Here is a 23,942-nt window from a genome sequence, read left to right on the forward strand (position 1 = left end):
GATGACCACCGCCACGCCCACAGTCGCCGCCGGCACCCAGAAGACCGCCGGCCCCTCCACCACCGTCGCGGGACGGGTCCGCAAGCGGCTGAACAGCCGTACGGCGACCCTGGTCTCGATCGTCATCGCGGTGGTCTGGACGATCCCGACCTTCGGCCTCTTCATCTCCTCGCTCCGACCGGAGGACGAGATCAAGACCACCGGTTGGTGGACCGCCTTCACCAACCCGCAGTTCACCCTGGAGAACTACCAGCAGGTGCTCTTCGGGCGGTCGTCGTCGTCCGGGCAACTCGCCAGCTACTTCATCAACTCCCTGGCGATCACCATCCCGTCGGTGCTCTTCCCGCTCGCCTTCGCGGCGCTGGCCGCGTACGCGCTGGCGTGGATCAATTTCCGCGGCCGGGAGTGGGTCTACATCGCGATCTTCGCGCTGCAGATCGTGCCTCTCCAGATGGCCCTGGTGCCGCTGCTGCGGTTCTTCTCCACCGGTGTCAGCATCGGTGGCATCCAGGTGCTGCCGGCGTGGGACCTGGTCGACGAGCAGAAGTTCGCCCAGGTGTGGTTCGCGCACACCTGTTTCGCCCTGCCGTTCGCGGTCTACCTGCTGCACAACTTCATCTCACAGCTCCCCGGCGACCTGATGGAGGCGGCCCGCGTCGACGGCGCCAACCACCCGCGGATCTTCCGCACCATCGTGCTGCCGCTGATCACCCCGGCGCTGGCCGCGTTGGGCATCTTCCAGTTCCTCTGGGTCTGGAACGACCTGCTGGTCGCGCTGATCTTCGCGGGCGGCAGCAACGAGACCGCCCCGCTCACCGTCCGCCTCGCCGAGATGGCCGGCACGCGGGGCAACGAGTGGCAGCGGCTCACCGCCGGCGCGTTCGTGTCGATCGTCATCCCGCTGATCGTGTTCCTGTCCCTCCAGCGCTACTTCGTGCGAGGTCTGCTCGCCGGCAGCGTCAAGGGCTGACCGCGCGTCCGCCGCCGCCCGGCGTACGGGCGGCGGCGGACGCGGACACGGAGCGGGGGAACCGTGACGAGGATCGATGATGTCGCCCGGTTGGCGGGAGTCTCCACCGCCACCGTGTCCCGGGCGCTGCGCGGCCTTCCGACGGTCTCGCCCGGGACCCGCCGCCGCGTGCTGGCCGCCGCCGAGCAACTGGACTACGCGGTCTCGCCGAGCGCGTCCCGGCTGGCCGGCGGCCGGACCGGCACCGTCGCGGTGGTGGTCCCCCGGATCACCCGATGGTTCTTCGCCACCGTCGTCGAGGCGGTCGAGGAGTTCCTCCACCAGTCCGGCTACGACCTGCTGCTGCACAACCTCGGCGGCCGGGAGCAGATCCGGCAACGGGTGCTGCGCACCGCCAACCTGCAGAAACGGGTGGACGCCGTCATCCTGGTCGCCACCCCGCTGCACGCCGCCGACCTGGCCGCGCTCGCCGCGCTCGACCTGCCCGGCGTGACGATCAGCTCGGGCACCGGCGTGCCGGGCTGGCCCTGCGTCCGCATCGACGACGTGGCCGCCGCGCGGACCGCCACCCGGCACCTGCTCGACCTCGGCCACCGGCGGATCGCGCACATCTCCGGCGACCCGGACGACGAGCTGGCCTACACCACGCACGTCGACCGGCGACGCGGCTACCAGACGGCGCTCCGGGCCGCCGGCATCCGGCCGGACCCGAGCCTCGACGTGGAGTCACAGTTCACCATCGACGGCGGCAACCGGGCCACCACGGAGCTGCTGGCCCGGGGCGAGCCACCGACGGCGATCGTGGCGGCCTGCGACGAGATGGCGATGGGCGCGATGACCGCGCTGCGCGACGCCGGCCTGCGCGTACCGCAGGACGTGAGCGTCATCGGCATCGACGACCACGACCTGGCCGGCGTGCTCGGCCTGAGCACGATCGCGCAGCCGGCGGCGGAGCAGGGCCGGCTGGCCGCCCGCATCCTGCTCGACCCGCTCGGCGGCCGGACGCTCGACTCCGTCGCCGTCCGGCCCCGCGCGCCGGTCACCGGCCCGGGCACCGCGAACCCGCCGGTGATCCTGCCCACTCGGCTCGTCGTCCGTGAGTCGACCGCCCCACCGCGGGCACACTGAACGGGACTTCCGCCACCGCCGCCGGAGGCCCCGCACCCGCACGACCGCACAACACACGGGAGAAGGCCCTGAACACCAACCAGTCACAGCAGAGTCCGTCCGGCGACCCGATCACCGGCTGGTGGACCGAAGCGGTGATCTACCAGATCTATCCGCGGTCGTTCGCCGACTCCAACGGCGACGGGATCGGCGACCTGCCGGGCATCACGTCCCGCCTCGACCACCTCGCCGAGCTGGGCGTCGACGCGGTCTGGCTCTCCCCGTTCTACCCGTCGCCGCAGGCCGACGCCGGCTACGACGTGGCCGACTACCGGGACGTCGACCCGCTCTTCGGCGGCCTGCCGGACGCGGACAAGCTGATCGGTGAGGCCCACGCGCGCGGCCTGCGGGTGATCGTCGACCTGGTGCCCAACCACACCTCCTCCGCGCACCGGTGGTTCACCGCGGCGCTGGCCGCCCCGGCCGGCAGCCCCGAGCGGGCCCGGTACATCTTCCGGGACGGTCGTGGCCCGGACGGTGAGCAGCCGCCGAACGACTGGCAGAGCGTGTTCGGCGGGCCGGCCTGGACCCGGGTCGTCGAGCCGGACGGCCGCCCCGGCCAGTGGTACCTGCACCTGTTCGACACCGGCCAGCCCGACCTCAACTGGGACAACCCCGAGATCCGGGCCGAGTTCCTGGACGTCCTGCGGTTCTGGCTGGACCGGGGCGTGGACGGCTTCCGGGTGGACGTGGCGCACGGCCTGATCAAGCAGGCCGACCTGGCCGACTGGCAGGAGCCCCAGGAGATCCTCTCCGGCAACGAGGGTGACCGCCCCCGCCCGCCCATGTGGGACCAGGACGGCGTGCACGAGATTTACCGCGACTGGCGGCGGGTGCTGGACGGCTACCCCGGCGAGCGCGTCCTGGTCGCCGAGGCGTGGGTGGAGCCGGCCGAGCGGCTGGCCCGCTACGTGCGGCCGGACGAGATGCACCAGGCGTTCAACTTCGAGTACCTCCTCGCCTCGTGGACCGCGCCCGCCCAGTACGCGGTGATCACCCGCTCGTTGGAGGCGACCGACGCGGTCGGCGCCCCGACCACGTGGGTGCTCTCCAACCACGACGTGGTCCGGCACGCCTCCCGGTTGGGTCTGCCGGTGGGCACCCCGCGCCCGAACGGCATCGGCATCGGCGACCCGCAGCCGGACGGCGTGCTCGGCCTGCGGCGCGCCCGGGCGGCCACCCTGCTGATGCTCGCGCTGCCCGGCTCGGCGTACCTGTACCAGGGCGAGGAGTTGGGCCTCCCGGAGCACACCACGATGCCCGACGAGGCCCGCCAGGACCCGACCTGGGCGCGCAGCGGGCACACCCAGCGCGGCCGGGACGGCTGCCGGGTGCCGATCCCGTGGGAGGCCGACGCCCCGTCGTACGGCTTCGGGCCGACCGACGCGAGCTGGCTCCCGCAGCCGGCGACCTGGGCCGAGTACGCCCTGGACCGGCAGCGGGACGTGCCCGGGTCGACGTACGAGATGTACCGGACCGCCCTGCGGCTGCGCCACGAGCACGGGCTGGGCCACGGGACGCTGCGCTGGCGCGAGTCCGGTGACACGGTGCTGACCTTCGACAACGGCGTGCTCACCGTGCTCACCAACTTCGGCGAGTCGCCGGTTCCGCTGCCGTCCGGCGCGCAGGTGCTGCACTCCAGCGCCCCGCTCACCGGCGACGGGGCGGTCGGGACCGACGTCACCGTCTGGTACCGCGGCTGACCCGACCAACGGCACCGACCAGGGGGCTCCGGCGCGCCGGGGCCCCCATCGCCGTCTTCACTCCTCCAGGCGCTCGCCCCGGTTGTGCAGCAGGTGGTTCACGGTGTCGATGTCCCGCGGCGAGGTGCGCGAGGCCAGCCAGTACATGACGCCGGTCGGCACGAAGAAGAGTTGGAACGCGGCCAGGCCGACCGCGTAGTTCAACGGCGGCGGGAACGCCGTACGCAGGGCCTGGAAGGCGGCCCCGACGAGGTAGTTGCCGGTCGCCCGCCCCACACCGTTGACCAGGTTGCCCAGGCTGTAGACCGTCCCCCGGTGCTCCGGCGGATTGACGTCGGCGATCAGCGCGAACCAGTTCGGCGCGTTCGCCGAGGTCAGGGCGAGCGCGAGCAGCGCGGCGAGCAGGCTGAGCCCGACCGACGGCTCGGTGAACACGCTGCCCAGGACGGCGCCGACCACCGCGCCGGTGCCGGCGCCGTCGGGCACGTCGATGCGGATCGGCACGAAGAAGAGCACCAGGTAGAACGGCAGCGCGGCGAGGATCCCGATCGACGCGACCATCGCGCGTCCCCGGGGCGTACGCCGCTGCACCGCGTCGCCGATCAGCCCGCCGACGATGGAGAACACGCCGCCGAGCTGGAACAGGGTGGCGAAGACGCTGCCCACGGCGACCGCCGTCGCGGTGGAGTAGCCCTGCGCCTCCGCGCGTTGGGTGAACAGCACCGGCAACCAGACCAGCGAGCCGAAGGCGGCCTGCGCGGTCAGCCCCTGGAGGATCAGCCACCGGTTGGTCCGCCGGCCCAGGATCCGGGGCACGTCGGCGCGGCTGATCCGGTAGTCGTAGTCGCCGCCGGCCGCGAGCGCGCCCGCCAGTTCCGGCTCGCTCTGCCCGCGCCGGATGTCGTACGTGAACAGGTAGGCCAGGGTGGCGACCAGCCCGGTGACGGCCAGCACCCAGAACGGCCGCCGCCAGTCGGCGCTGCCGAGCAGGCCACCGACCAGCGTCCCGGCCAGCGTCCCGGCGCCCTGGGACAGCCCCCAGAAGCTCATCACCAGACCTCGACGGCGGGGCGAGATGAGGTCGGTGACCACGGAGAATCCGACGGACCCGACCGCGCCGAGGCCGATCGCGGCCACGAACTGCGCGATCAGGAACACGCCGTAGCTGCCGGCGAGCGCGCTGCCGCCGGTGCCGATCGCCCAGAGCAGCGTGCCGATCATGAGCAGCGGCTTGCGGTGGGTCCGGTCGCCCACGTACGCCCAGCAGACCGCGGCCACCGCGCTGACCAGGAAACTCACCGCGGTGACCAGCCCGAGGAGCCGCTGCGGCACCTCGAACGCCGCGGAGATCGGCCCGTACAGCGGCGGAATCAGCCCGATCGCCACGTTGTCCAGCGAGGCGAGCAGCACGAACACCACGACGCTGTACAGCCGGTGCCCGGGACCGCCGCCCCAGGCCCGCGCCATCCCACCCCGGGCCACGGTCATGCCTGACAGCCAACCAGGCCGGGAGGGGGGTGCGTGGCCCGGGTGGCTCAGCCGTCGGTCCGCAACGCGGCCACCGGTTCGAGCCGGAACGACGGCCGAGCCCCCGGTCGGATCGACCGGGGGCTCATTTACGACAGTTGCCGCGGATCGACAACGAGACGGTTCAGCGGTTGATCACCTGGTCCCGGGCCTCGGCGTAGCGCTCCCGGACCGCCGGGACCGGCTCCGCCGCGTACTCCTCGGTGCCCTCGACCGCCCACTCCGGGGGCGTCTTTCCACCGAGCGCGACCCAGGCGGCCTGACGGGCGGCGCCGTCGGCGACGTACTCGCCGGGCGGCGGCACCACCACGGGGCAGCCGAACACCTGCGGCGCGATCCGACGGACGGCCGCCGAGCGGGCGCCACCGCCCACCAGGATCACCCGCCGCGGGGTCACCCCCTGCGCCACGATCGCGTCCAGGCCGTCGGCGAGGGCGCAGAGCATGCCCTCGACGGCCGCCCGGGCCAGGTGCGCCGGGGTGGCGGTGCGCAGGGTCAACCCGTGCACCGCGCCGGTGGCGGTGGGCCGGTTCGGGGTCCGCTCACCCTCCAGGTAGGGCACCATGACCAGCCCGTCCGCGCCGGCCGGCGCGGAGAGGGCGAGGTCGGCCAACTCGTCGAGGCCGACCCCGAGCATCGACGCGGCGGCGTCGAGCACCCGGGCCGCGTTGAGGGTGCACACCAGCGGCAGGAACCGGCCGGTGGCGTCGGCGAAGCCGGCCACGATCCCGGTGGCGTCCGCGGACGGCCCCTCGGCGACGCTGAACACCGTGCCCGACGTGCCGATCGAGATCACCACGTCACCCGGGCCGGCGCCGACGCCGAGCGCGGCGGCCGCGTTGTCACCGGTCCCCGGCCCCAGCAGCACCCCACCACCGGCGGGACCGGCCGGCCGGCCGTCCGTCGGCAGGGCGCCCGAGTGCAGCTCCCCCGCCGGGTCGGCGGGCCCGAGCACGGTCGGCACCCGCAGGCGCCGGCCGAACGCCTGCTCCAGCAGGTCGAACCGGTATTCACCGGTGGCCGGCGACCAGTAGCCGGTGCCACTGGCGTCACCCCGGTCGGTACGCAACGCGGCCAGGTCGGTCGCGCCGGTCAACCGCCAGGTCAGCCAGTCGTGCGGCAGGCAGACCGCCGCCACCCGGGCCGCGTTCTCCGGCTCGTGCCGGGCCAGCCACCGCAGCTTGGTCGCGGTGAAGCTGGCGACCGGCACGCTGCCCACCGCGTCGGCCCAGAAGCGTCGGCCGGTCTCCCCGCCGCCCGCCTCCGCGATCAGGTCGGCGGCGGCGTCGGCCGAGCGCGTGTCGTTCCACAGCAGGGCGGGCCGGACGACCTCGCCGGCCTCGTCCAGCGCCACCATGCCGTGCTGCTGACCACCGATCGACACGGCGACCACGTCGGACAGCCCGCCGGCGGCGTCGACCGCCGCCCGCAGCGCGGTCCACCAGGCCGCCGGGTCGACCTCCGTGCCGTCCGGGTGCGGTGCCCGGCCCTGCCGGACCAGGGCGCCGCTCTCCGCGTCACGGACGACGACCTTGCTCGACTGGGTGGACGAGTCCACCCCCGCGACGAGCGGCATGACGACCGCCTCAGCGCGCGCCGAGCAGGTGCTCGACGGCGAGCTGGTTGAGCCGGACGAAACCGAAGCCCCGCGCGGCGGTCGCGTCCACGTCGAAGTCCTCGAACGCGGAGCGGTCGGCGAGCAGGTCGGCGTAGCTCTCCCCGTCGGCGAGCGTCGGGGTGGCCAGCTCGGTCACCTTGCTGGCGGCGAGCGCCTCGGCCACCTCCGGGTCGGCGCGGAACGCCGCGGCCCGCTCCTTGAGCAGCAGGTAGGTCGCCATGTTCGCCTCGGCGGACGCCCAGACCCCGGCGATGTCCTCGGTGCGGGACGGCTTGTAGTCGAAGTGCCGGGGACCGTCGTACGCGGGTGCGCCGCCCGGGCCACCGTTCTCCAGGAGGTCGACGAGCGCGAAGGCGTTCATCAGGTCGCCGTGGCCGAACACCAGGTCCTGGTCGTACTTGATGCCGCGCTGGCCGTTGAGGTCGAGGTGGAACAGCTTGCCCTGCCAGAGCGCCTGGGCGATGCCGTGGGCGTAGTTGAGCCCGGCCATCTGCTCGTGGCCGACCTCGGGGTTGAGGCCGACCAGCTCGGGGTGGGCCAGGGTGGAGATGAAGGCGAGCGCGTGCCCGACCGTGGGCAGCAGGATGTCACCACGCGGCTCGTTCGGCTTGGGCTCCAGGGCGAAGCGCAGGTCGTAGCCGCGGTCGATGACGTACTGGGTGAGCAGGTCGACGGCCTCGCGGTAGCGCTCCAGCGCGGCCCGGACGTCCTTGGCGACGTCGTACTCGGAGCCCTCCCGGCCGCCCCACATCACGAAGGTCTTGGCACCCAGCTCGGCGGCCAGGTCGACGTTGCGCAGCACCTTGCGCAGCGCGTAGCGCCGGACGTCGCGGTCGTTGCTGGTGAAGCCGCCGTCCTTGAAGACGGGGTGGGTGAAGAGGTTGGTGGTGACCATCGGCACCACCAGGCCGGTCTCGTCGAGGGCCTTGCGGAATCGGGCGATGTGCTGGTCGCGGGTGGCCGCGTCGACGCCGAACGGGATCAGGTCGTCGTCGTGGAAGGTGACGCCGTACGCGCCGAGCTCGGCGAGCCGGTGCACCGACTCGACCGGGTCCAGGTCGGGGCGGGTGGCGTCGCCGAACGGGTCGCGGGCCGACCAGCCCACGGTCCAGAGCCCGAAGGAGAACTTGTCGGCGGGGGTGGGACGGGGTGCCATGGCAACCTCCGGGGTGTGGTCCATTATTTTGTTCAGCGATTGAATTATTTGCCTGACCTGTGGCACTGTCAAGGGGTGTCACCTGCCACCGCTCCCGCCTCGGCCGTCCGCCAAGGCAGCCTGCGCGAGCTGAATCTCGCCGTGGTGCTCGGCCGCATCGCCGCCGCCGAGCGTGCGCCCTCGCGGGCCGATCTGGCCGCCGAGACCGGCCTCACCCGGGCCACCGTCTCCGCGGTCGTCGAAGACCTGATCAGCGGCCGACTGGTCACCGAGGCCGACCCCGCGCCGCGCGCCGGTGCCGGCCGACCCGCCCGGGGGCTGGTGCTGGCCGGTGACGGCCCCGCCGGTCTCGGCCTGGAGATCAACGTCGACTACTTGGCCGTCTGCGTGGTGGACCTGGCCGGGCAGGTGCGCCACCACACCGTGCACCGGGCCGACCTACGGCCCGTCGCGCCCACCGACGCGCTCGCTCGGCTGGTCGAGCTGGCCGGGCGGGCGCGGGCCGACGCGGCGGAGCAGGGTCTCACCCTGGCCGGCGCGGCGCTGGCCGTGCCCGGGCTGGTGGACGACGCCGGGCTCGTCCGGCTCGCGCCGAACCTCGGCTGGCGGGACGTGCCGGTGCCGGCGCTGCTCGCCGCGCATCCGCCGCTCACCGATCCGGTCGAGGGCGTACCGCCGCTGGTGGTCGACAACGAGGCCAACCTGGCCGCGCTCGGCGAACTGCACGCGGACCGGGGCGGGCCGGCGAGCTTCCTGCACATCTCCGGCGAGGTCGGCATCGGCGCCGGGATCGTGCTCGACGGCGCCCTCTTCCGCGGCGTCCGGGGCTGGAGCGGCGAGATCGGGCACATGCCGGTACGGCCCGAGGGGCGCCCCTGCCGGTGCGGCGGCCGGGGCTGCCTGGAGCAGTACGCGGGCCAGGAGGCGATCCTCGCCGCCGCCGGCCTGACCGGGGCGGACCTGCCGGCGGACACCGCCGCGGCACGGCTGGCGGAGTTGGCCGACGCCGGCACGGCCGAGGCGCTCCGCGCGCTGCAGGACGCCGGCACCGCGCTCGGGGTGGCCGTCGCCGGCGTGGTGAACCTGCTCGACCTCGACACCGTGGTCCTCGGCGGCGGCTACGCCCCGCTCACCCCCTGGCTGGGGCCGCCGGTGCTCACCGAGATCTCCCGTCGGGTGCTGACCGCGGCCTGGTCGCCGGTCACCGTGCGGTCGGCGACGCTCGGCGCCGACGCCGCCGCGGTGGGCGCGGCCGGCTCGGTGGTCCGCCGGATCATCGCCCGACCGGCCGGCTGGCTCGCCCGCGCGGCCTGAGCCCCGCCCACCCGCGCGCCTGCGCCGGTGGTGGCACCCATCGGTACGCTTGCCGCCAGGCAACGATGCCCGGCGGAGGGTGCGGGGAGCGGCGATGCGGACAGGGCGACGGACCGGGGCCACCGGCGACCGGCGGCGATGACCGCGACCCGTCGGGACGGCACCACCGAGCCGGTCGACGACGCGGCGCCTCGCCCACCGGCCCGGCGGCCCGCCCCGACCGGCCCGCCGGCCGACCCCGGGCTGACCCGTGAGCTGCTGGCCGGCCTGGCCGAGGCCGTCGTCACCACCGACGGCGCCGGCCGGGTCACCCTGATCAACGCGATGGCCACCGAGCTGCTCCCGGAGGTGCGGCCCGGCGCCGAACTGGCCCGCAGCCCGGTGGCGGCGCTGGCCCGGGCAGCACTCGCCGGCGCGGGCGACTTCGACGGCGACCACCGCGGGCGGCGGCTGCGCGGCACCCGCCGCGACCTGACCGGCGGCCGGCACGCCTGGTACGTCCGCGACGTCACCGAGGAGCGGGTCCGCGACGACGCCCTGCTGGCCGAGCGGTCCCGCACGTCCTTCCTGGCCCGGACCGGCAGCCGGCTGGCGCTCTCGCTCGACCGGGCCCGGACGCTGCGGGCCGCCGTCACGCTCGCCGTGCCCTTCCTGGCCGACGCCGCGATCGTGGTCCACCGCCCCGCCCCACCGGCCGCGCCGGTCCCGCACTGGCACCGGTACGCCGACGGCGACCCGGCTCCGGTCGACGGTGTCGCCCCGACCGAGCTGACCGCCGCTCTCCCCGGGCTCGCCGACGCGCTGGCCGGCGGTCCGCCGCCCCGGCCCGCGGCGTGGGGCCCCGCCGACCTGGCCGCCCTGGCGCCGCTGCTGCCCACCGGTCTCCCGCCCGGCGCGGTGCTGGTCAGCCCGATGCCCGGTGCCACCGGCCCGGCCGCCGCCCTGCTGCTCGTACGGCGGGCGGGACGGGCGGACTTCGACGGCCGCGACGTCGAGCTGGGCCACGAGTTCGCCGCCCGGGCGGGGGCGGCACTGGCGACCGCCGAGCTCTACGGCGAGCAGGCGCACCTCGCCCGGGTGCTCCAGCACAATCTGCTGCCACCGGCGCTGCCGACCATCCCTGGGCTCGCGCTCGCCGGCGGCTACCGGGCCACCGGCGACAGCCTCCGGATCGGGGGCGACTTCTACGACGTCCGGCCCACCGGCCGTGGCGCGACGTTCGCCATCGGCGATGTGAGCGGTCGGGGCGTCGGCGCCGCTGTGCTCACCGGCCGGGTACGCCAGTCGTTGCGGACCCTGCGCCTGGTGGAGCAGCGCCCACGGGAGCTGCTGCGGCTGCTCAACCGGGCCCTGCTCGACGCGCCCGACGCCGCCCGGCGCAGCCAGTTCACCAGCTTGCTGCTCGGCACGGCGGAGCCGCTGCCGGAGGGCGGTCTGCGCGTGCGGATCGCCGGTGGTGGGCACCCCGCCCCGCTGGTGCTCCGGGCCGACGGCGTCGTCACGCCGGTCGCCGTCGGGGGGATGCCGGTGGGGGCGCTGGCCGGCGCGCGGTTCGTCGAGGCGGAGGTACGGCTTGCCCCCGGCGAGGTCATGCTGGCCCAGACCGACGGGGTGACCAGGGCGTGCGGTGGCGGACCTGACGGGGAGCCGCTCGGCGAGGCACGCCTGTCCGCCGCGCTCGCCGACTCGGCCGGGCTGTCGCCCGGCGCGCTCGTCGACCGGCTGCTGCCGCTGGTGGACGAGTGGCTGGCCGGGCGGGGCGACGACGACGTGGCGCTGCTCGCCCTCGCCCCCGCCGGACGCGACTGATCAGGCCGTACGGGCCACCGGCGGCTCGCCCGCCGGCCAGTCCAGAGGGCTGGGGATCGGATGGCTGCCGCCGTCGAGCACGTCCGGCCGGACGGGCACCGGCTCCACCGGCGCGGACCGGGCCTCCTGCCGGCGCGCGGTCTCGTCGAACTCGCGCATCCCGAGCAGCAGCGCCTCCCGCCCCTGCGGCGTCATGCCGGCGAGGATACGGGCGAGCTGTTCCCGCCGGTCGTCCCGCAGCTCCACCAGGAGGCGACGCGCCTCCTGCGTGAGGTGCAGCGAGATCTCCCGGCGGTCGAGCCGGCCCGGCTCGCGCTCGAGCATCCCGGCGGCCACCAGTCGGTCGCAGAGCCTGCTGGCCGAACTGAGCAGCATGTCGAGGCGGCTCGCCAGCCGACGGAGGTTGATGCCGTCGTGCTGCTCGACCACCATGATGGCGCGTAGCTGGGCGCCGGAGACGCGGCTGGTCGTCCGCTCCCGCGCCGCCTCCCACACGGTCAGCAGGGCACCCGCCGCCGCGTCGAGGGCGGCGGCGATACTCGTCTCAGGGTCCGGTGGACCGTTCAGTTCGGCCATGGTGGCCCGAGACTACTCCGAAGATGTCCTGGTTGAGCTTGCGATCAAGGAGCGGGTATGAGCGAAGCGGTCAACCAGGCACGACAGACCCTCAACGGGGCGCCCGCCGACCTGTTGGTCGAGCGGATCGCCGACGTGCTGGCCCGGTCGTACCGGATCGACGAGACCGAGCTGCTCCAGGTCGACTACCGGCTCGCCGTGCTGCTGCCGCTGCACGGCGGCGAGCCGGTGGCCGGGCCCGGCCACCCGGCCTGGCGCTGCTTCGACCACCAGGAGCCGGTGCGCAGCGGGGTGACCGGGTACCTGCCCGTCACGATGCGCGGCGAGCGGCGGGGGGTCCTGCGGGTCGCCCCGATCCCGGACGACCGCGGCGTCCTGGAGGATCTCGCCGAGATCGCCACCGCACTGGCCCACGAGCTGGCCGCCGTCTCCGCCGGCACCGACGTCTACCGGTCGGCCCGGCGCAGCCGCCGGCTGACCCTCGCCGCCGAGATGCAGTGGGAGCTGCTCCCGGGCCGGAGCCGGACCCGGCCGGCGTTCCGCCTGGCCGGGCAGCTGGAGCCGGCGTACGCGGTGCGGGGCGACAGCTTCGACTGGTCCGACGACGGACGTCGGCTCTGGCTGGCGACCATCAACGGGATGGGCGAGGGGGTCGCCGCGTCGATGCTCACCGCGCTGGCCACCAGCGCCCTGCGCAACGCCCGCCGGGCCGGCCTCTCCCTGGCCGACCAGGCGTCCCTGGCCGACCAGGCGATCTACGACCTGCACCGGGGCAGCCAGCACGTCGCCGCCCTGCTGATGGAGCTGGACCTGGCCGGCGGGGTGATGACGGTGGTGGACGCCGGGTCGCCCCGGCTGCTGCGGCTGCGCGACGGGGAGGTCACCGAGCAGTCGTTGGAGGACCAGTTCCCGCTGGGCATGTTCGAGGCGACCGACTACCGCGAGCAGCGGTTCGCGCTGCGGCGGAACGACCGGCTCTTCGTGGTCAGCGACGGGGTCGTCGACGCGACCGCGCAGGACGTCCCGTACGGCCTCTCGGCGCTGGAGCGGTTCCTGCGCCGGACCGGGCCGATGGACCCCCTGGACGCCGTCCGGTCCGTCCTCGGTGATCTGCGTGCCTACGTGGCCAGCGATCTCGTCGACGACGCCGTGGTCGTCTGCCTGGACTGGACCGGCCCGCAGCCCTGACGTCGGCTCAGTACGCTCCGCGGCTGTTGACGACCGCGCCGAACGTCTTCCACAGGATGGTGAGGTCGGCGGCGAGCGACCAGTTCTCCACGTAGTAGAGGTCGAGCCGGATGCCGTCCTCCCAGCTGAGGTCGGAGCGGCCGCTGACCTGCCACAGCCCGGTCATGCCCGGCTTGACGAGCAGCCGCCGGGCCACGTCCCCGTCGTACCGGGCCACCTCGGACGGCAGCGGCGGGCGGGGACCGACCAGACTCATCTGCCCGAGCAGCACGTTGACCAGCTGGGGCAGCTCGTCCAGCGACCACTTGCGCAACACCCGCCCGACGCGGGTGATCCGCGGGTCGTCGCGCATCTTGAACATCAGGCCGTCGGTCTCGTTGCGGCTGACCAGCTCGGCCAGGAGTTCGTCCGCGTTGACGACCATCGTGCGGAACTTCCAGACGCCGAACTCCAGCCCGCCCCGACCGACGCGGGTCTGCCGGAAGAAGACCGGCCCGCGGCTGTCCAGGCGGATGGCCAGCGCGAGGAACGCCAGCAGCGGCAGCAGCACGGTCAGCGCGACCGTCGCGGTGGCCCGGTCGACGAAGCCCTTGACGAGCTTGCGGACACCACGGAACTCGGGCGCCTCGACGTGGATCAGCGGCAGGCCGGCGACCGGCCGGGTGTGGATGCGGGGGCCCGCGACGTCGGTGAGCGCCGGCGCCACCACCAGGTCGATGCCGGTGCCCTCCAACTGCCAGCCGAGCCGACGCAGCCGGGTGGCGGTCAGCTCGCCGGACGCGGTGACGGCGATGGTGTCCGCCCCGACCGCCTCGGCGGCCTCGGGAATGCCCCGCAGCGAGCCGACCACCGGCACGTCACCGAGCCGTTGCGCGACCGGCGCCAGCAGCGCGTCGGGGATGCAGGCCCCGACCACGTGGTAGCCGGCGTACGGCTCCCGGCGCAGGGTGAGCACGAGTTCCAGCACGTGCGCGGCCTCGCCGACGACCAGGACGCGGCGGGACCAGCCGATGCCCCGGGAGCGGGCCCGGTGCAGCCGCTTGCGGGCGGCGAACCGGGCCGCCTCCAGACCGATCGTGCCGATCGCGAAGGAGATGGCGAGGAAGCCCCGGGAGACGTTCACGTCGGCGATGTAACCGAGGATGGCGATGCCGCCGGCCAACCGCAGGCTCGCGGTGCCGACCCGGCGGTACTCGTCGGCGCCGTAGCCGATCACCCGGTCGTCGTAGCAGCCGAGCGCCTTGAGCGAGACCAGCCAGGCGATCAGCAGCGCGGGGGCGACCAGCACGTACGAGATCTCCGAACCGCTCGCCCGGCCGTCACCGAAGCGGGTCAGGTAACCGGCCAGCAGCGCGACGGTCAGCACGGCGGTGTCGAGCACCACCAGCACCCTGATGTAGGCCCGCTCGTCGGCGCGGGCCGGCGACCCGGCCGGGCCGGGCTCCGGGCCAGGTGTCGTCCTGACTGGGCTCAACAGCGTCGCCGAGGTCACCGGCCCCTCCCACTTCGTCCCGGGACGGCCCCGGCCCACGCTCGGTCGGGGGTGCGGACCGACGACGCCGGAACACGTCGACATCCTGCCTTGCCAACTATGGCTGCCGATTACTTCCGACGTATTGCCGTCACTTTTATGGAGGGCCGCGCGTACGAAAATGGGCCCGCCGTACGGCTTCAGCCGTACGACGGGCCCGATCTGACTGGCCAGTCAGTCAGCGTGGCGCGGGTGGCCGCAACGCGATGGCCTTGAGGAAGATGTTGCCGATCTCGGTCGGGTTCTTCGTGACGAAGCTGCCGCCGCCGGTGACCTTGACGATCGAGTCGAGCTCGGCCTTGCTGACGCCCTCACCGATACCGATGATGATGACCTGCACCGGCCGCTCCGGGTCGGCGAGGCGCTTCAGCTGGGTGAGCAGCTGCTGCTGCGAGACGCCGTTGTCGTCCTCGTTCTTGCCGTCGGTGAAGAGCACGATCGAGTTGACCCGGCCGGGCTGCCAGTCCTCCTGCACCGCCTTGTAGGCGGCCAGCATGGTGTCGTAGAGGCCGGTGTTGCCGTCCGAGGGCCGGATGCCGCTCAACGCGCCCTCAAGCTTGCCGCGCTGACCGGAGAGCGGACCGATCGGGACGAGCTCCTTGTAGTCGCGGCTGCCCACCAGGTTGGTGGAGAAGGTCCACAGGCCGATCTGCCACGAGTCGTCGAAGAGACCGAGACCGCGCCGGGCCGCCTCGACCGTGACCTCCTCACGGCTGCGGTTGTTGGCCGTCGGCACCTCGTCCTTCATCGAACCGGAGACGTCGATGACGGCGAGCATCCGGCCGGTCTGGGTGGCGATGGACCAACTGGACACGACGCGGTCGATCGCCACCGGGTCGAGCCCACCGGCCGCCGTGCCGCCGTCCGCCGCCGCGGTCGGCGGGCCACCCGCCGGGCTCGGCGCGCCCTGCGGAGCCTTGAACCCCGCACCCCAGTTGCCGTCCGGCGCCCGCAGGGACACGGCGGCGAGCCGGTCCCGGAAGCCGGCGGTGGTGAGCACCTCGTACAGCACCCGCGCGGCGGACGCCTTGGCCGGCTCGATACCGGGCAGCACCGCGTACGGGTAGTCGAGCGGCGCCGGCGCCGGCTCCAGGTAGAGCGCGGCCAGCTCCACCGGCGGCTTCTTGCTGTTGTACTCGATCACGTCCTCTTCGGACAGTGCCGCGGCGCCGAGGCCGCTGGCGATGGCCGTGGGGTCGTTGGCGGTCGGGAAGCGGGCCAGCAGATCGTTGCGCAGCGCGGACCGACCGGTGGCGAGCGCGCGCAGCGCCCCGACCGTGTTGCCCTGGGCGTCGCCGCCGACCGAGCTGGCCGCCGCCGTCAGCGACATCAGGCCGGAGAGCCCGGCCGCGTCCCGGGTGGGCTCCACGATCCCCGTGCGCAGCGGCTTGCTGCTGTTCACCTGCTTGAGCAGATCGGCCCAGCCGAGCTTCGTCTCCGGCCAGCCGATCCGGTCGGCCACCGGCACCGGCATCGCCACGACCACCGGACTGCGGGCGACCGACGCGCCGTTGGTCGGCGCGAACGCGGTCGCCTCCTTCTTCAGCCGCAGCAGCCAGGTGGAGGAGTCCGGGATCCAGACGTCCGGGGTGACCGCGGTGCCGCTGGCCTGGCCCACGCCGGCCAGGATCGCGCCGTGCTTGGCGGCGACCACCGCCGCGACGTCCACCGGGTCGGAGGCGGAGACGTTCACCGCGATGCAGGTGCCGCCGACGGCCGCGCCGTCCTCGACCCACTTCGAGGCGGCGGCGTCGACGGCGGGCGCGAGTTCGGAGGCCACCGCCACGGAAAGCTCGATCTCACCGGAGCAGGACGGTTTCACCAACTCCCGGTAACCGAACCAGGAACCCGCCGCGACGACGACGAGCGCCGTCGCCGAAGCGGCGACGACTCCACGAATTTTTGAACGCATGCGATGGCGGCCCGATGACACGGAGACCATCTTGCGTACCCGACTGGGCGACTGCCACAACCGATCGGTCGAAAGTTACCGAGGAGATACAGTTGATCGCTATTTGACAACACTGTGTCATTGCACAGCCTCGTCGCGTGGCCAAATCCATCGATCGGCGTTCGCCACGGACGGCTCAGGCGAGGACGCAGGTGGGGCTCGGCACCACCACCGGCTCGCCGACCGGCCGCGGCACACCCGTCCCCGGGTCGACCCGGAAGACGCGGATCATGTCGGCCCGCTCGTCCGCGACGTACAGATGCTCACCGATCAACGCGAAGTGCCGCGGCCACTCACCATCGGTGTCCACCTCGGCGACCAGCTCCGGCTGATCCCCGCCGAGGTCGAAGACCGCGACCGTGCCGACGCCCCGGTTGGCGACGTAGAGGAACCGCCCGTCCGCGCCCACCGCGACCTCGGAGGGCTGCACGTGGCCCGACCGCCCACTCGCGTTCACCCGGCTGCGTTGGTGCAGCGACCCGTCGGTGGTCAGCTCGTAGCCGATGACCGTGGCGTCCAGCTCACCGACCAGGTAGCCACGGCGGCCGTCGGGGTGACGGGCCAGGTGCCGGGGGCCCGTACCGGCCGGCGTCCGGACCCGTGGCGCCCGAGGGACCAGCCGGCCCGAGGCCGCGTCCAGGTCGTAGCGGTAGACCGAGTCGGTGCCGAGGTCGACGGCGAGCAACGGCCCGCGGTCCGGGGCCGGGTTGACCATGTGGGCGTGCGCCCGGTCCTGCCGGTCCGGGTCCGGGCCGTGCCCCTCGTGGACCACCAGGTCGCTGCGCTCTCCCGGCGCTCCCTCCCCGTCGAGCGGGAAGACCGCCACACTCCCCCCGCCGTAGTTGGCGGCCACGAGGTGACCGCCGTCCGGAAGCACGGCCAGGTGGCATGGCTCGGCGCCACCGGTGGGGCGGCTGCCCAGCGGCTCCAGGTCGCCGTCGGCCCCGACCCGCCACGCCCCCACCCCGCCGGCCGGAAGCTCGTTGACCGCGTACAGGACGGGCCGGGTCGGGTGCCGGGCCAGGAAGGACGGCGACGCGGTGACCGCGACGGTGCCCAGCAGCGTCAGCGCACCGGAGTCCGGGTCCCGCCGGGCCGCCATGATCCCCGTCCCGCGCCCGCCGCTGTGTGCCGTGTAGCACCCGATGTGGACGACCTCGCCCCGACCGCTCACCCGTACCGCCCCTCCGCGACTCCTCCGTCAGATCCAACCAGAGGTTTCCCGCGACGCGCCGCGGTTAGCCCTCCCGGTGCGCGGTGATTTCCGCGACGGCACGGACGGGCTCCCCGGGGCGGGTCAGGCGGCCGGCACCGGCTCCCCGCGCTGGCGTGCCACGTGCTCGACCAGCGAGATCAGCACGAGCTTGCCGGACTGCCGGTCCCGGGCGTCGCACAGCACCAACGGCACGTCCGGGTCGAGGTCCAGAGCCCGCCGCACGGTCTCCAGGTCGAACCGGCGGGAACCGTCGAAGCAGTTCACGCCGACCACGAACGGGATGCCGCGCTGCTCGAAGTAGTCGATGGAGGGGAAGCAGTCGGCCAGCCGACGGGTGTCCGCGAGCACCACCGCCCCCAACGCGCCGAAGGCCAACTCGTCCCAGAGGAACCAGAACCGGTCCTGCCCCGGCGTCCCGAAGAGGTAGAGCTGGAGGTCCTCGTTGATGGTGATCCGCCCGAAGTCCATCGCCACCGTGGTGGTCGACTTCGTCTCCACCCCTGAGAGGTCGTCGGTGGCGACCCCGGCGTCGCTGAGAATCTCCTCCGTCTGCAACGGCCGGACCTCGCTCAACGCGCTCACCAGCGTCGTCTTGCCGGCACCGAAGCCACCGGCGACGAGGATCTTCAGGGCCAGCGGGATCCCGCGGTCGGCGCCTCCGTCGCCCTCCCGGTCAAAGCGCACGGAGTCCACTGACCACCGCCTTGAGGATGTCGTCGTGGGGAAGGTGCACGGCCGGCGGCTCGTGCACCGCGACCAGGCCCCGGGCCAGCAGGTCACCGAGCAACACCCGCACCACACCGACCGCGAGGTCCAGCTCCGCGGCCAACTCGGCGACGGGCACCGGGCGGTGGGCCAGCTCGACCAGACGCCGGTGCTCCGGCGGCAGGTGGGGGTCGGCCCCGGCCGCCCCCGCCGGCCCGGCCAGGACGAACGCCACCAGGTCGAACCCGTCCGCGCCGGAGCGCACCCGGCCGCCCGTCAGCGTGTAGGGCCGCACGACCGGACCGGCGTCCCCGTCCAACCACTCGTGCTGGGGACCGGGAGGCTCACTCCGCATCGACGCCACCCACCGCCGGTCGGGCCGGGGCGGTCAGATTCTCACCCACCCGCATGACGAGCATCGCCATCTCGTACGCGATCAGACCGATGTCGGCGTCCGCGTCGCTCACCACCGCGAGGCAGGCGCCCTGCCCGGCAGCCGTCACGAAGAGGTACGCCGACTCCATCTCCACCACGGTCTGCCGCACCGGCCCACCGTCGACGTGCCGGCTCGCTCCACGGGCCAGGCTGGCGAACCCGGAGGCCAGGGCGCAGAGGTGTTCGGCGTCGGCCCGGTCCAGATCGGCGGTGGCGCCCAGCAACAGGCCGTCAGCCGAGAGCACCACCGCCTGGCGGGCGGCCGGTACGCGTGCCACCAAGTCGTCGAGCAGCCAGTCGAGATCGGCGCTCTGCTTCGTCGATTGCCGCACTAGGCGTCCCTCTCAGTCTCGGTCGATGGTTCGGTGGCCGCCGGGGCATCGGGCGGCCGGATGGAATCGTCACCGACGGGCGCAACCCCGCCCTCGGTGCCGGCACGGCCGGTCTCGGTGTCGCCGGTCGGGACCGCGCCCTTCGAGGTCGCGCCACCGTTCGCCGCAGCGCCACCGTTCGAGGTCGCGCCGGGCACGTCGGCGCCGCCGGCCGGGGCCGTCGCCTCGGCCTGCTCGGCGGGGGGTGGGGCGGGGCGCGCCTCCTCGGCGGCCCGGCGACCCCGGGCGGTGCCGGACTGCAGGGCGGCCATGATCCGGCGTACCTCCTCGGGGGCCCGGGGCGTGGGCTGGTCGGCGACCGCCGGCCGGGCCGACCCGGCACCCGGGGTCCGTCGCCGGACCCGCCGGGGAAGGCCGTCGATCTCGCCGTCGACCTCCGAACCGGGCGGGACCTCCGAGCCGGCTGTGGCCGGTCGTGCCCGCCCGGCGCCGTTGCCGTTCGGCTCGGCCGCGCCGTTCGGGGGCGTGGAGGCGATCGCGGACCCGCCGACGGCCGGCCGGCCCGTCGCACCCCGCGCGGCGGCGGCCCGTGGCCGCGGCACCGTGCTCCGTCGGGCGCCCCGGGCCAGCGGCCGGTCCGGCCGGGCCGGCCCGCGACCGGCCGGGAGGTCCAGACCCAGCGGCGCCGGCTCGTCGGTGATCAGATCGCCGGGCAGCAGCACCACGGCGATCACCCCGTTCGGCTCGGACCGGCGAAGACTCACCTTCACCCCGTGCCGGGCCGCCAGCCGGGCGACCACGAACAGGCCGAGCCGCGCGCTCTCGGCCGGATCGAACTCCGGCGACCGGGTCAGCCTGCGGTTGGCGGTCTCGAGCGCCGCCTCCGACATGCCCAGACCCCGGTCGGTGACCTCCAGGGCGTAGCCGTTGGCGACCCGCTGCCCCGTGATGACGACCCGGGTGGCGGGCGGCGAGAACGCCGTGGCGTTCTCGATCAGCTCGGCGAGCAGGTGGATCACGTCGCCGACCGCCCGGCCCAGCACGCCCGCCGGCTGGACGGTGGTGATGTCGACGCGGTCGTACGCCTCGACCTCGGAGATCGCCCCGCGCGCCAGGTCGACCATCGCGACCGGGTTGCGCCATCCCCGGCCGGGCGCCGCGCCGGCGAGGATGACCAGGTCCTCCGCGTGCCGACGCAGCCGGGTGGCGAGGTGGTCCACCTGGAACAGCTCGGCCAGCTCGTCCGGGTCCTCGGTGCCCCGCTCCATCCGGTCGAGCAGCGCGAGCTGGCGGTGCACGAGGCCCTGGCTGCGCCGGGCGATGTTGAGGAACACCTCGTTGAGCCCGCGCCGCAGGGTGACTTCGTCCACAGCCGACTGGATCGCCGTCCGCTGCACCTCCGTGAAGGCGCGGCCCACCTGACCGATCTCGTCGTTGCCGTACTCCAGCGGCGGCGCCTCGCGCGCCACGTCGACGTGCTCGCCGTGGCGCAGCCGGGCCACCACGTCGGGCAGCCGGTGCTCGGCCAGGTCCTGCGCCGCCGTGCGTACGCCGCTGAGCCGGCGGGCCAGCGAGCGGCCGACCTGCACCGCCACCAGCACCGACGCTACGACGGCGATCAGCCCGAGCAGCCCGGCGCCGGCGAGCCGCACGAGGACGCGTACGGCGGTGGGCACCGATCGGTCGGCCAGCCCGTCGGCCGCCGCGAGCTCGAACTCGCGAAGCTCCTGCTGGGCCGCGTCGTAGCTGGCCTGCCACGCGGCCGGGTCGACCGGCGGCGGCGCCGAGCGGTCGGCGGCGATCAGCGCGTCCTGCATGGTGCGCAGCCGTGCGAACGCCTGTCCCTCGGTGAGCCGCTGGTACGCCGTCCGGTCGGCGGCGGGCAGGTCAGCCACCGCGTCCTCGGCGAGCAGCCGCTGGTTGCCGATGATCTGGACGAGGCGGGTGTGCTCGCCCTCGCCGAACCGTCCGGCGGTGAGCGCACCGGCCAGCAGGGTGTCGGCCTGGCCGAGCAGCTCCCGCGAGCGGCCCAGGGCGGTCAGGGCGAGGGCCTCCCGGTTGAGGTCGGGCTCCGGCAGCGCCGCCATCCCGGTGAAGGCCTGGAACGCCGACGAAATCACTCCACTGTAGAGGCCGAACGCGCCCGCGCGGTCCATTTTGCGCTGGTCGATGAACTCCCGACCGGCCGGGAGCGCGTCCAGGCCCTCGACCAACCGGTCGATCCGGGACTCGAGTGCGGCGTCGGCGGCGTCGCGCAGTTCCTCGCCGTCGACCCGGCGGCGCAGCTCCTGGACGGCCCGGTCGGTCCGTTGCCGCTGCTCGGCCAGGGCGGGCAGCGAAGCGCTGCCGGCGAGCTGGACCACGGTCAGCCGGCGTTCGCGCTGCAGTTCGGCGACGACGGCCTCGCCGGGCCGGCCGAGGTCGTAAAGGTAGGTGCGGGCGGCGAGCAGGTCGAGGGCCGGCCCGAAGGTGAGCGTCGTGGCGAAGATCCACAGCGCGAGCAGAGCCGTCACCGGCACGATCACCAGTGCGGTCAGCTTCGAGCGGATCGGCCAGTCGCGCGTTCTCATCAGACCTCGCCCGGACGTGTGGCAGCAGCGGCGCCGGCGACGGCCGGGCGAGCGCTCCCACCGGGGGCAGCGTCCCGACACCTGGCGCCGGGCACCGGCACGGGCGCCTTGGGAAGGATACGTAATCCCGGGCGGATGCACTACCGCCCGTTGCGACTACCGCGACTCTCCGGTGTGGAGCCCGCCACACGCCGTGCGCCCGCCGACCATGACCGACGGGCCGGCCGGAACTGCTCGATCGAACGGTGACGAGGACGCCGTCGTCGCGATGCCGGGAGCGCCACCCGGGCGCGGCCGGGCACCGGTGCCGCGCCCGTCTCCGGACCACCTGCCGCCGGCCAGCTTCTCTGGAACAGATCCATTCTCCGGCCGTGGCGGTGACGCACCGGCGCACCTCCGTCGACCCGCTCGGGACCGATCGCGCAGGAAAGTACCCCGGATCGGGATTGGCGATCAGTGAGCCGAGGGAATACCGGTGGCGAAGGAGGAGCCATGTCGCCCACGCAGATAGTCGTCATCGTCATCGTCGTCCTGGTCGTCGCGGCGCTGGCCGTCGCCGGGTGGACGCTGGCCCGCCGCCGGTCGCTGCGCAGCCGGTTCGGGCCCGAGTACGACCGTACGGTCGCCGAGCAGGACAGCCGCACGGCCGCCGAGCGGGAGCTACGGGAGCGCGAGCGCCGCCACGCCGAACTCACGCTCACCCCGCTCGACCCCGAGTCCCGGGCGCGCTACGCCGCGGCCTGGGAGGAACTCCAGGTCCGTTTCGTGGACTCACCGGCCGAGACCGTGGGCGACGCGGACGAACTGGTCACCCGCCTCATCGCGGAACGGGGCTACCCCACCGGGGATTTCTCCGACCAGCTCGCCCACCTCTCCGTCGAGCACGCCCGCACGCTGAGCCACTACCGGGACGCCCACGAGATCCACCTGCGCAACAGCCGGGGCGAGGCCGGCACGGAGGATCTGCGGCAGGCCGTGGTGCACTACCGCGCGCTCTTCGCCGACCTGCTCGGCGCCGACCCGGTCGGGCACCGCCCCCCAGAGCAGCGCCAACCGGACCCGACCGAGGAGTCGGACCGCCCGGACACGCCCCACGACGTCACGAGCCGCTGAGGAGGCCACCGCGATGCGCCAGGAAGAGCAGCACGCGAGCAACGACCACCCCGAGGCCGTCCGCTCCGCCCCCGTCCCGGTGCCGAACGGCGACCGGGCCGGCCGCGCGGACGTGCCGGAGGACGCCCTGGACGACCGGGGCACGTTCGACGACCCGGCGGTCGTCGACGACCGCGCCGACGCCGAACGGGACGACGACGCGCGGGTCACCCGGACGGCCTCGCGGGACGCCGACGAGGGCGGCTTCCACGAGCCGGCCCCGCTGCCGAGCGCGCTCGGCGCCCCCAGCGTGGGCGGCGCGGTCGCCGCCTCCGCCCTGGCCAGCCCCCGCCCCGCGGACGAGCCGGACCCGCGGGAGGAGTGGACGGCTCGGCCGGGCGACGGCGCCGAGGAGGGCCCCCGGGAGGGGCTCCGGGCCGACCCGACCGCCGATCTGCACGACGGCGACGGGGGCGCCGGGAGCGCGGACCGCGGTGGCGCCGTCGACGCGGCGGCCTACGGCAGCGCCGCCCCGCGGATGGTCGACCCGGACGCGGCGGCGCCCGACGCCGACCCGGCCGTCGCCGGAGCGGCCGGCGCGCCGGGTTCCCTCACCGCCGCGGGCACCTCGCGGCCGGCTGGTTCGACGGTGGCGGCCGAGCCGGCGAGCCTGTTCGACGCGGACACCGCCCAGAACTTCCGGGACCGCTGGCGGGACGTCCAGCTCCGGTTCGTGGACGATCCGCGCGCGGCGGCCGCCGAGGCCCAGGCGATGGTCGAGGAGGCCATCGAGGCGCTCTCCGCGGCGCTGACGGCGCAGCGGAACACCCTCGGCGCCTGGCAGGAGACCGGCTCCGCCGACACCGAGGAGCTGCGGATGGCCGTCCGCCGGTACCGGGACTTCCTGGACCGCGTGCTCGGCCGCTGAGGCCGTCTTCCCAGGGGCGCCCCCGCCGGTGAGGCCGGGGCGCCCCCCCCCGCCCCGTCGCCCCCCCGCTCCCGGCGCACCCGGCCCACCCCCCCCCGCAGGTCACCCGGGCGGGGCAATTAGCGGCCCCGGGGAAAACCGCGCGCGCCCCACA

General features: G+C 74.4%; 19 protein-coding genes. 8 read left to right on the top strand and 11 right to left on the bottom strand.

Translation table 11 applies throughout. The features are described 5' to 3' along the window. Position 1: 1 nt before the first annotated feature. The 3 genes from ACIBTV_RS11225 (at position 2) to ACIBTV_RS11235 (ending at position 3,840) form a co-directional block, all read left to right on the top strand. Positions 2-970: a carbohydrate ABC transporter permease gene (locus tag ACIBTV_RS11225; RefSeq protein WP_396703868.1), complete on the top strand. Its 969-nt coding sequence runs from the start codon at positions 2-4 to the stop codon at positions 968-970. Positions 971-1,033: 63 nt separating this feature from the next. Continuing rightward, the gene (locus ACIBTV_RS11230; protein WP_396703869.1) at positions 1,034-2,098 is read left to right on the top strand and encodes a LacI family DNA-binding transcriptional regulator; all 1,065 of its coding nucleotides are present in this window, start codon (positions 1,034-1,036) and stop codon (positions 2,096-2,098) included. Between the two features lie 68 nt (positions 2,099-2,166). Continuing rightward, positions 2,167-3,840, top strand: coding sequence for a glycoside hydrolase family 13 protein (locus tag ACIBTV_RS11235; RefSeq protein WP_396704022.1), 1,674 nt, complete (start codon positions 2,167-2,169; stop codon positions 3,838-3,840). Positions 3,841-3,897: 57 nt separating this feature from the next. On the opposite strand, the gene ACIBTV_RS11240 is transcribed toward ACIBTV_RS11235, so the two are convergent. The 3 genes from ACIBTV_RS11240 to xylA form a co-directional block, all read right to left on the bottom strand. Beyond that, positions 3,898-5,328: an MFS transporter gene (locus tag ACIBTV_RS11240; protein WP_396703871.1), complete on the bottom strand. Its 1,431-nt coding sequence runs from the start codon at positions 5,326-5,328 to the stop codon at positions 3,898-3,900. A 163-nt stretch (positions 5,329-5,491) separates the two neighbouring features. Beyond that, complete coding sequence (xylB, locus tag ACIBTV_RS11245; RefSeq protein ID WP_396703872.1) at positions 5,492-6,943, bottom strand: xylulokinase; 1,452 nt, start codon at positions 6,941-6,943, stop codon at positions 5,492-5,494. Positions 6,944-6,953: 10 nt separating this feature from the next. Beyond that, on the bottom strand, positions 6,954-8,141 hold the full coding sequence (xylA, locus tag ACIBTV_RS11250; RefSeq protein WP_396703873.1) for a xylose isomerase: 1,188 nt from the start codon (positions 8,139-8,141) through the stop codon (positions 6,954-6,956). 75 nt (positions 8,142-8,216) lie between these two features. Here xylA and ACIBTV_RS11255 point away from each other — a divergent pair, with 75 nt between their 5' ends. Continuing rightward, entirely contained in the window at positions 8,217-9,455 is a 1,239-nt protein-coding gene (locus ACIBTV_RS11255; protein ID WP_396703874.1) for an ROK family protein, read from the top strand. 138 nt (positions 9,456-9,593) lie between these two features. Then, positions 9,594-11,264, top strand: coding sequence for a PP2C family protein-serine/threonine phosphatase (locus tag ACIBTV_RS11260; RefSeq protein ID WP_396703875.1), 1,671 nt, complete (start codon positions 9,594-9,596; stop codon positions 11,262-11,264). Here the strand turns inward: ACIBTV_RS11260 and ACIBTV_RS11265 are convergent, their stop codons facing one another. Next, positions 11,265-11,840 (bottom strand): MarR family winged helix-turn-helix transcriptional regulator, encoded by a 576-nt coding sequence (locus ACIBTV_RS11265; RefSeq protein ID WP_396703876.1) that lies wholly within the window; start codon positions 11,838-11,840, stop codon positions 11,265-11,267. Positions 11,841-11,897: 57 nt separating this feature from the next. Here ACIBTV_RS11265 and ACIBTV_RS11270 point away from each other — a divergent pair, with 57 nt between their 5' ends. Next, a complete protein-coding gene (locus tag ACIBTV_RS11270) occupies positions 11,898-13,028 on the top strand; it encodes a PP2C family protein-serine/threonine phosphatase (protein ID WP_396703877.1) in 1,131 nt (376 codons plus the stop codon). A 7-nt stretch (positions 13,029-13,035) separates the two neighbouring features. Here the strand turns inward: ACIBTV_RS11270 and ACIBTV_RS11275 are convergent, their stop codons facing one another. The 7 genes from ACIBTV_RS11275 to ACIBTV_RS11305 form a co-directional block, all read right to left on the bottom strand. Further along, positions 13,036-14,520: a sugar transferase gene (locus tag ACIBTV_RS11275; protein WP_396703878.1), complete on the bottom strand. Its 1,485-nt coding sequence runs from the start codon at positions 14,518-14,520 to the stop codon at positions 13,036-13,038. A 217-nt stretch (positions 14,521-14,737) separates the two neighbouring features. Further along, on the bottom strand, positions 14,738-16,492 hold the full coding sequence (locus ACIBTV_RS11280) for a substrate-binding domain-containing protein (protein WP_396703879.1): 1,755 nt from the start codon (positions 16,490-16,492) through the stop codon (positions 14,738-14,740). Between the two features lie 154 nt (positions 16,493-16,646). Further along, positions 16,647-17,684: a lactonase family protein gene (locus ACIBTV_RS11285; protein WP_396703880.1), complete on the bottom strand. Its 1,038-nt coding sequence runs from the start codon at positions 17,682-17,684 to the stop codon at positions 16,647-16,649. A gap of 123 nt (positions 17,685-17,807) precedes the next feature. Then, positions 17,808-18,419 (bottom strand): GTP-binding protein, encoded by a 612-nt coding sequence (locus tag ACIBTV_RS11290; protein WP_396703881.1) that lies wholly within the window; start codon positions 18,417-18,419, stop codon positions 17,808-17,810. Continuing rightward, on the bottom strand, positions 18,400-18,786 hold the full coding sequence (locus tag ACIBTV_RS11295) for a DUF742 domain-containing protein (RefSeq protein WP_396703882.1): 387 nt from the start codon (positions 18,784-18,786) through the stop codon (positions 18,400-18,402). The genes ACIBTV_RS11290 and ACIBTV_RS11295 overlap by 20 nt, the downstream gene beginning before the upstream one ends. Continuing rightward, positions 18,776-19,198 carry a roadblock/LC7 domain-containing protein gene (locus ACIBTV_RS11300; protein WP_396703883.1) on the bottom strand — a complete coding sequence of 141 codons (423 nt, stop codon included), beginning with the start codon at positions 19,196-19,198 and terminating at the stop codon, positions 18,776-18,778. Before ACIBTV_RS11300 ends, ACIBTV_RS11295 begins: the two co-directional genes overlap by 11 nt. Next, on the bottom strand, positions 19,198-21,768 hold the full coding sequence (locus tag ACIBTV_RS11305; RefSeq protein ID WP_396703884.1) for a nitrate- and nitrite sensing domain-containing protein: 2,571 nt from the start codon (positions 21,766-21,768) through the stop codon (positions 19,198-19,200). The genes ACIBTV_RS11300 and ACIBTV_RS11305 overlap by 1 nt, the downstream gene beginning before the upstream one ends. A 492-nt stretch (positions 21,769-22,260) precedes the next feature. Here ACIBTV_RS11305 and ACIBTV_RS11310 point away from each other — a divergent pair, with 492 nt between their 5' ends. Both ACIBTV_RS11310 and ACIBTV_RS11315 read left to right on the top strand, forming a co-directional pair. Next, positions 22,261-22,881, top strand: coding sequence for a hypothetical protein (locus ACIBTV_RS11310; protein ID WP_396703885.1), 621 nt, complete (start codon positions 22,261-22,263; stop codon positions 22,879-22,881). Positions 22,882-22,894: 13 nt separating this feature from the next. After that, the gene (locus ACIBTV_RS11315; RefSeq protein WP_396703886.1) at positions 22,895-23,788 is read left to right on the top strand and encodes a hypothetical protein; all 894 of its coding nucleotides are present in this window, start codon (positions 22,895-22,897) and stop codon (positions 23,786-23,788) included. Positions 23,789-23,942 lie beyond the last annotated feature (154 nt).

The sequence above is a fragment of the Micromonospora sp. NPDC049366 genome (genome assembly GCF_044466625.1).
In the GTDB taxonomy this organism is placed as follows: domain Bacteria; phylum Actinomycetota; class Actinomycetes; order Mycobacteriales; family Micromonosporaceae; genus Micromonospora.

Coding starts and splice junctions, on each gene's coding strand:
- ACIBTV_RS11270 (WP_396703877.1), top strand. CDS start 11,898: ATGAGCGAAGCGGTCAACCAGGCACGACAGACCCTCAACGGGGCGCCC.
- ACIBTV_RS11265 (WP_396703876.1), bottom strand. CDS start 11,840: ATGGCCGAACTGAACGGTCCACCGGACCCTGAGACGAGTATCGCCGCC.
- xylB (WP_396703872.1), bottom strand. CDS start 6,943: ATGCCGCTCGTCGCGGGGGTGGACTCGTCCACCCAGTCGAGCAAGGTC.
- ACIBTV_RS11305 (WP_396703884.1), bottom strand. CDS start 21,768: ATGAGAACGCGCGACTGGCCGATCCGCTCGAAGCTGACCGCACTGGTG.
- ACIBTV_RS11295 (WP_396703882.1), bottom strand. CDS start 18,786: ATGCGGAGTGAGCCTCCCGGTCCCCAGCACGAGTGGTTGGACGGGGAC.
- ACIBTV_RS11315 (WP_396703886.1), top strand. CDS start 22,895: ATGCGCCAGGAAGAGCAGCACGCGAGCAACGACCACCCCGAGGCCGTC.
- ACIBTV_RS11225 (WP_396703868.1), top strand. CDS start 2: ATGACCACCGCCACGCCCACAGTCGCCGCCGGCACCCAGAAGACCGCC.
- ACIBTV_RS11310 (WP_396703885.1), top strand. CDS start 22,261: ATGTCGCCCACGCAGATAGTCGTCATCGTCATCGTCGTCCTGGTCGTC.
- ACIBTV_RS11240 (WP_396703871.1), bottom strand. CDS start 5,328: ATGACCGTGGCCCGGGGTGGGATGGCGCGGGCCTGGGGCGGCGGTCCC.
- xylA (WP_396703873.1), bottom strand. CDS start 8,141: ATGGCACCCCGTCCCACCCCCGCCGACAAGTTCTCCTTCGGGCTCTGG.
- ACIBTV_RS11260 (WP_396703875.1), top strand. CDS start 9,594: ATGACCGCGACCCGTCGGGACGGCACCACCGAGCCGGTCGACGACGCG.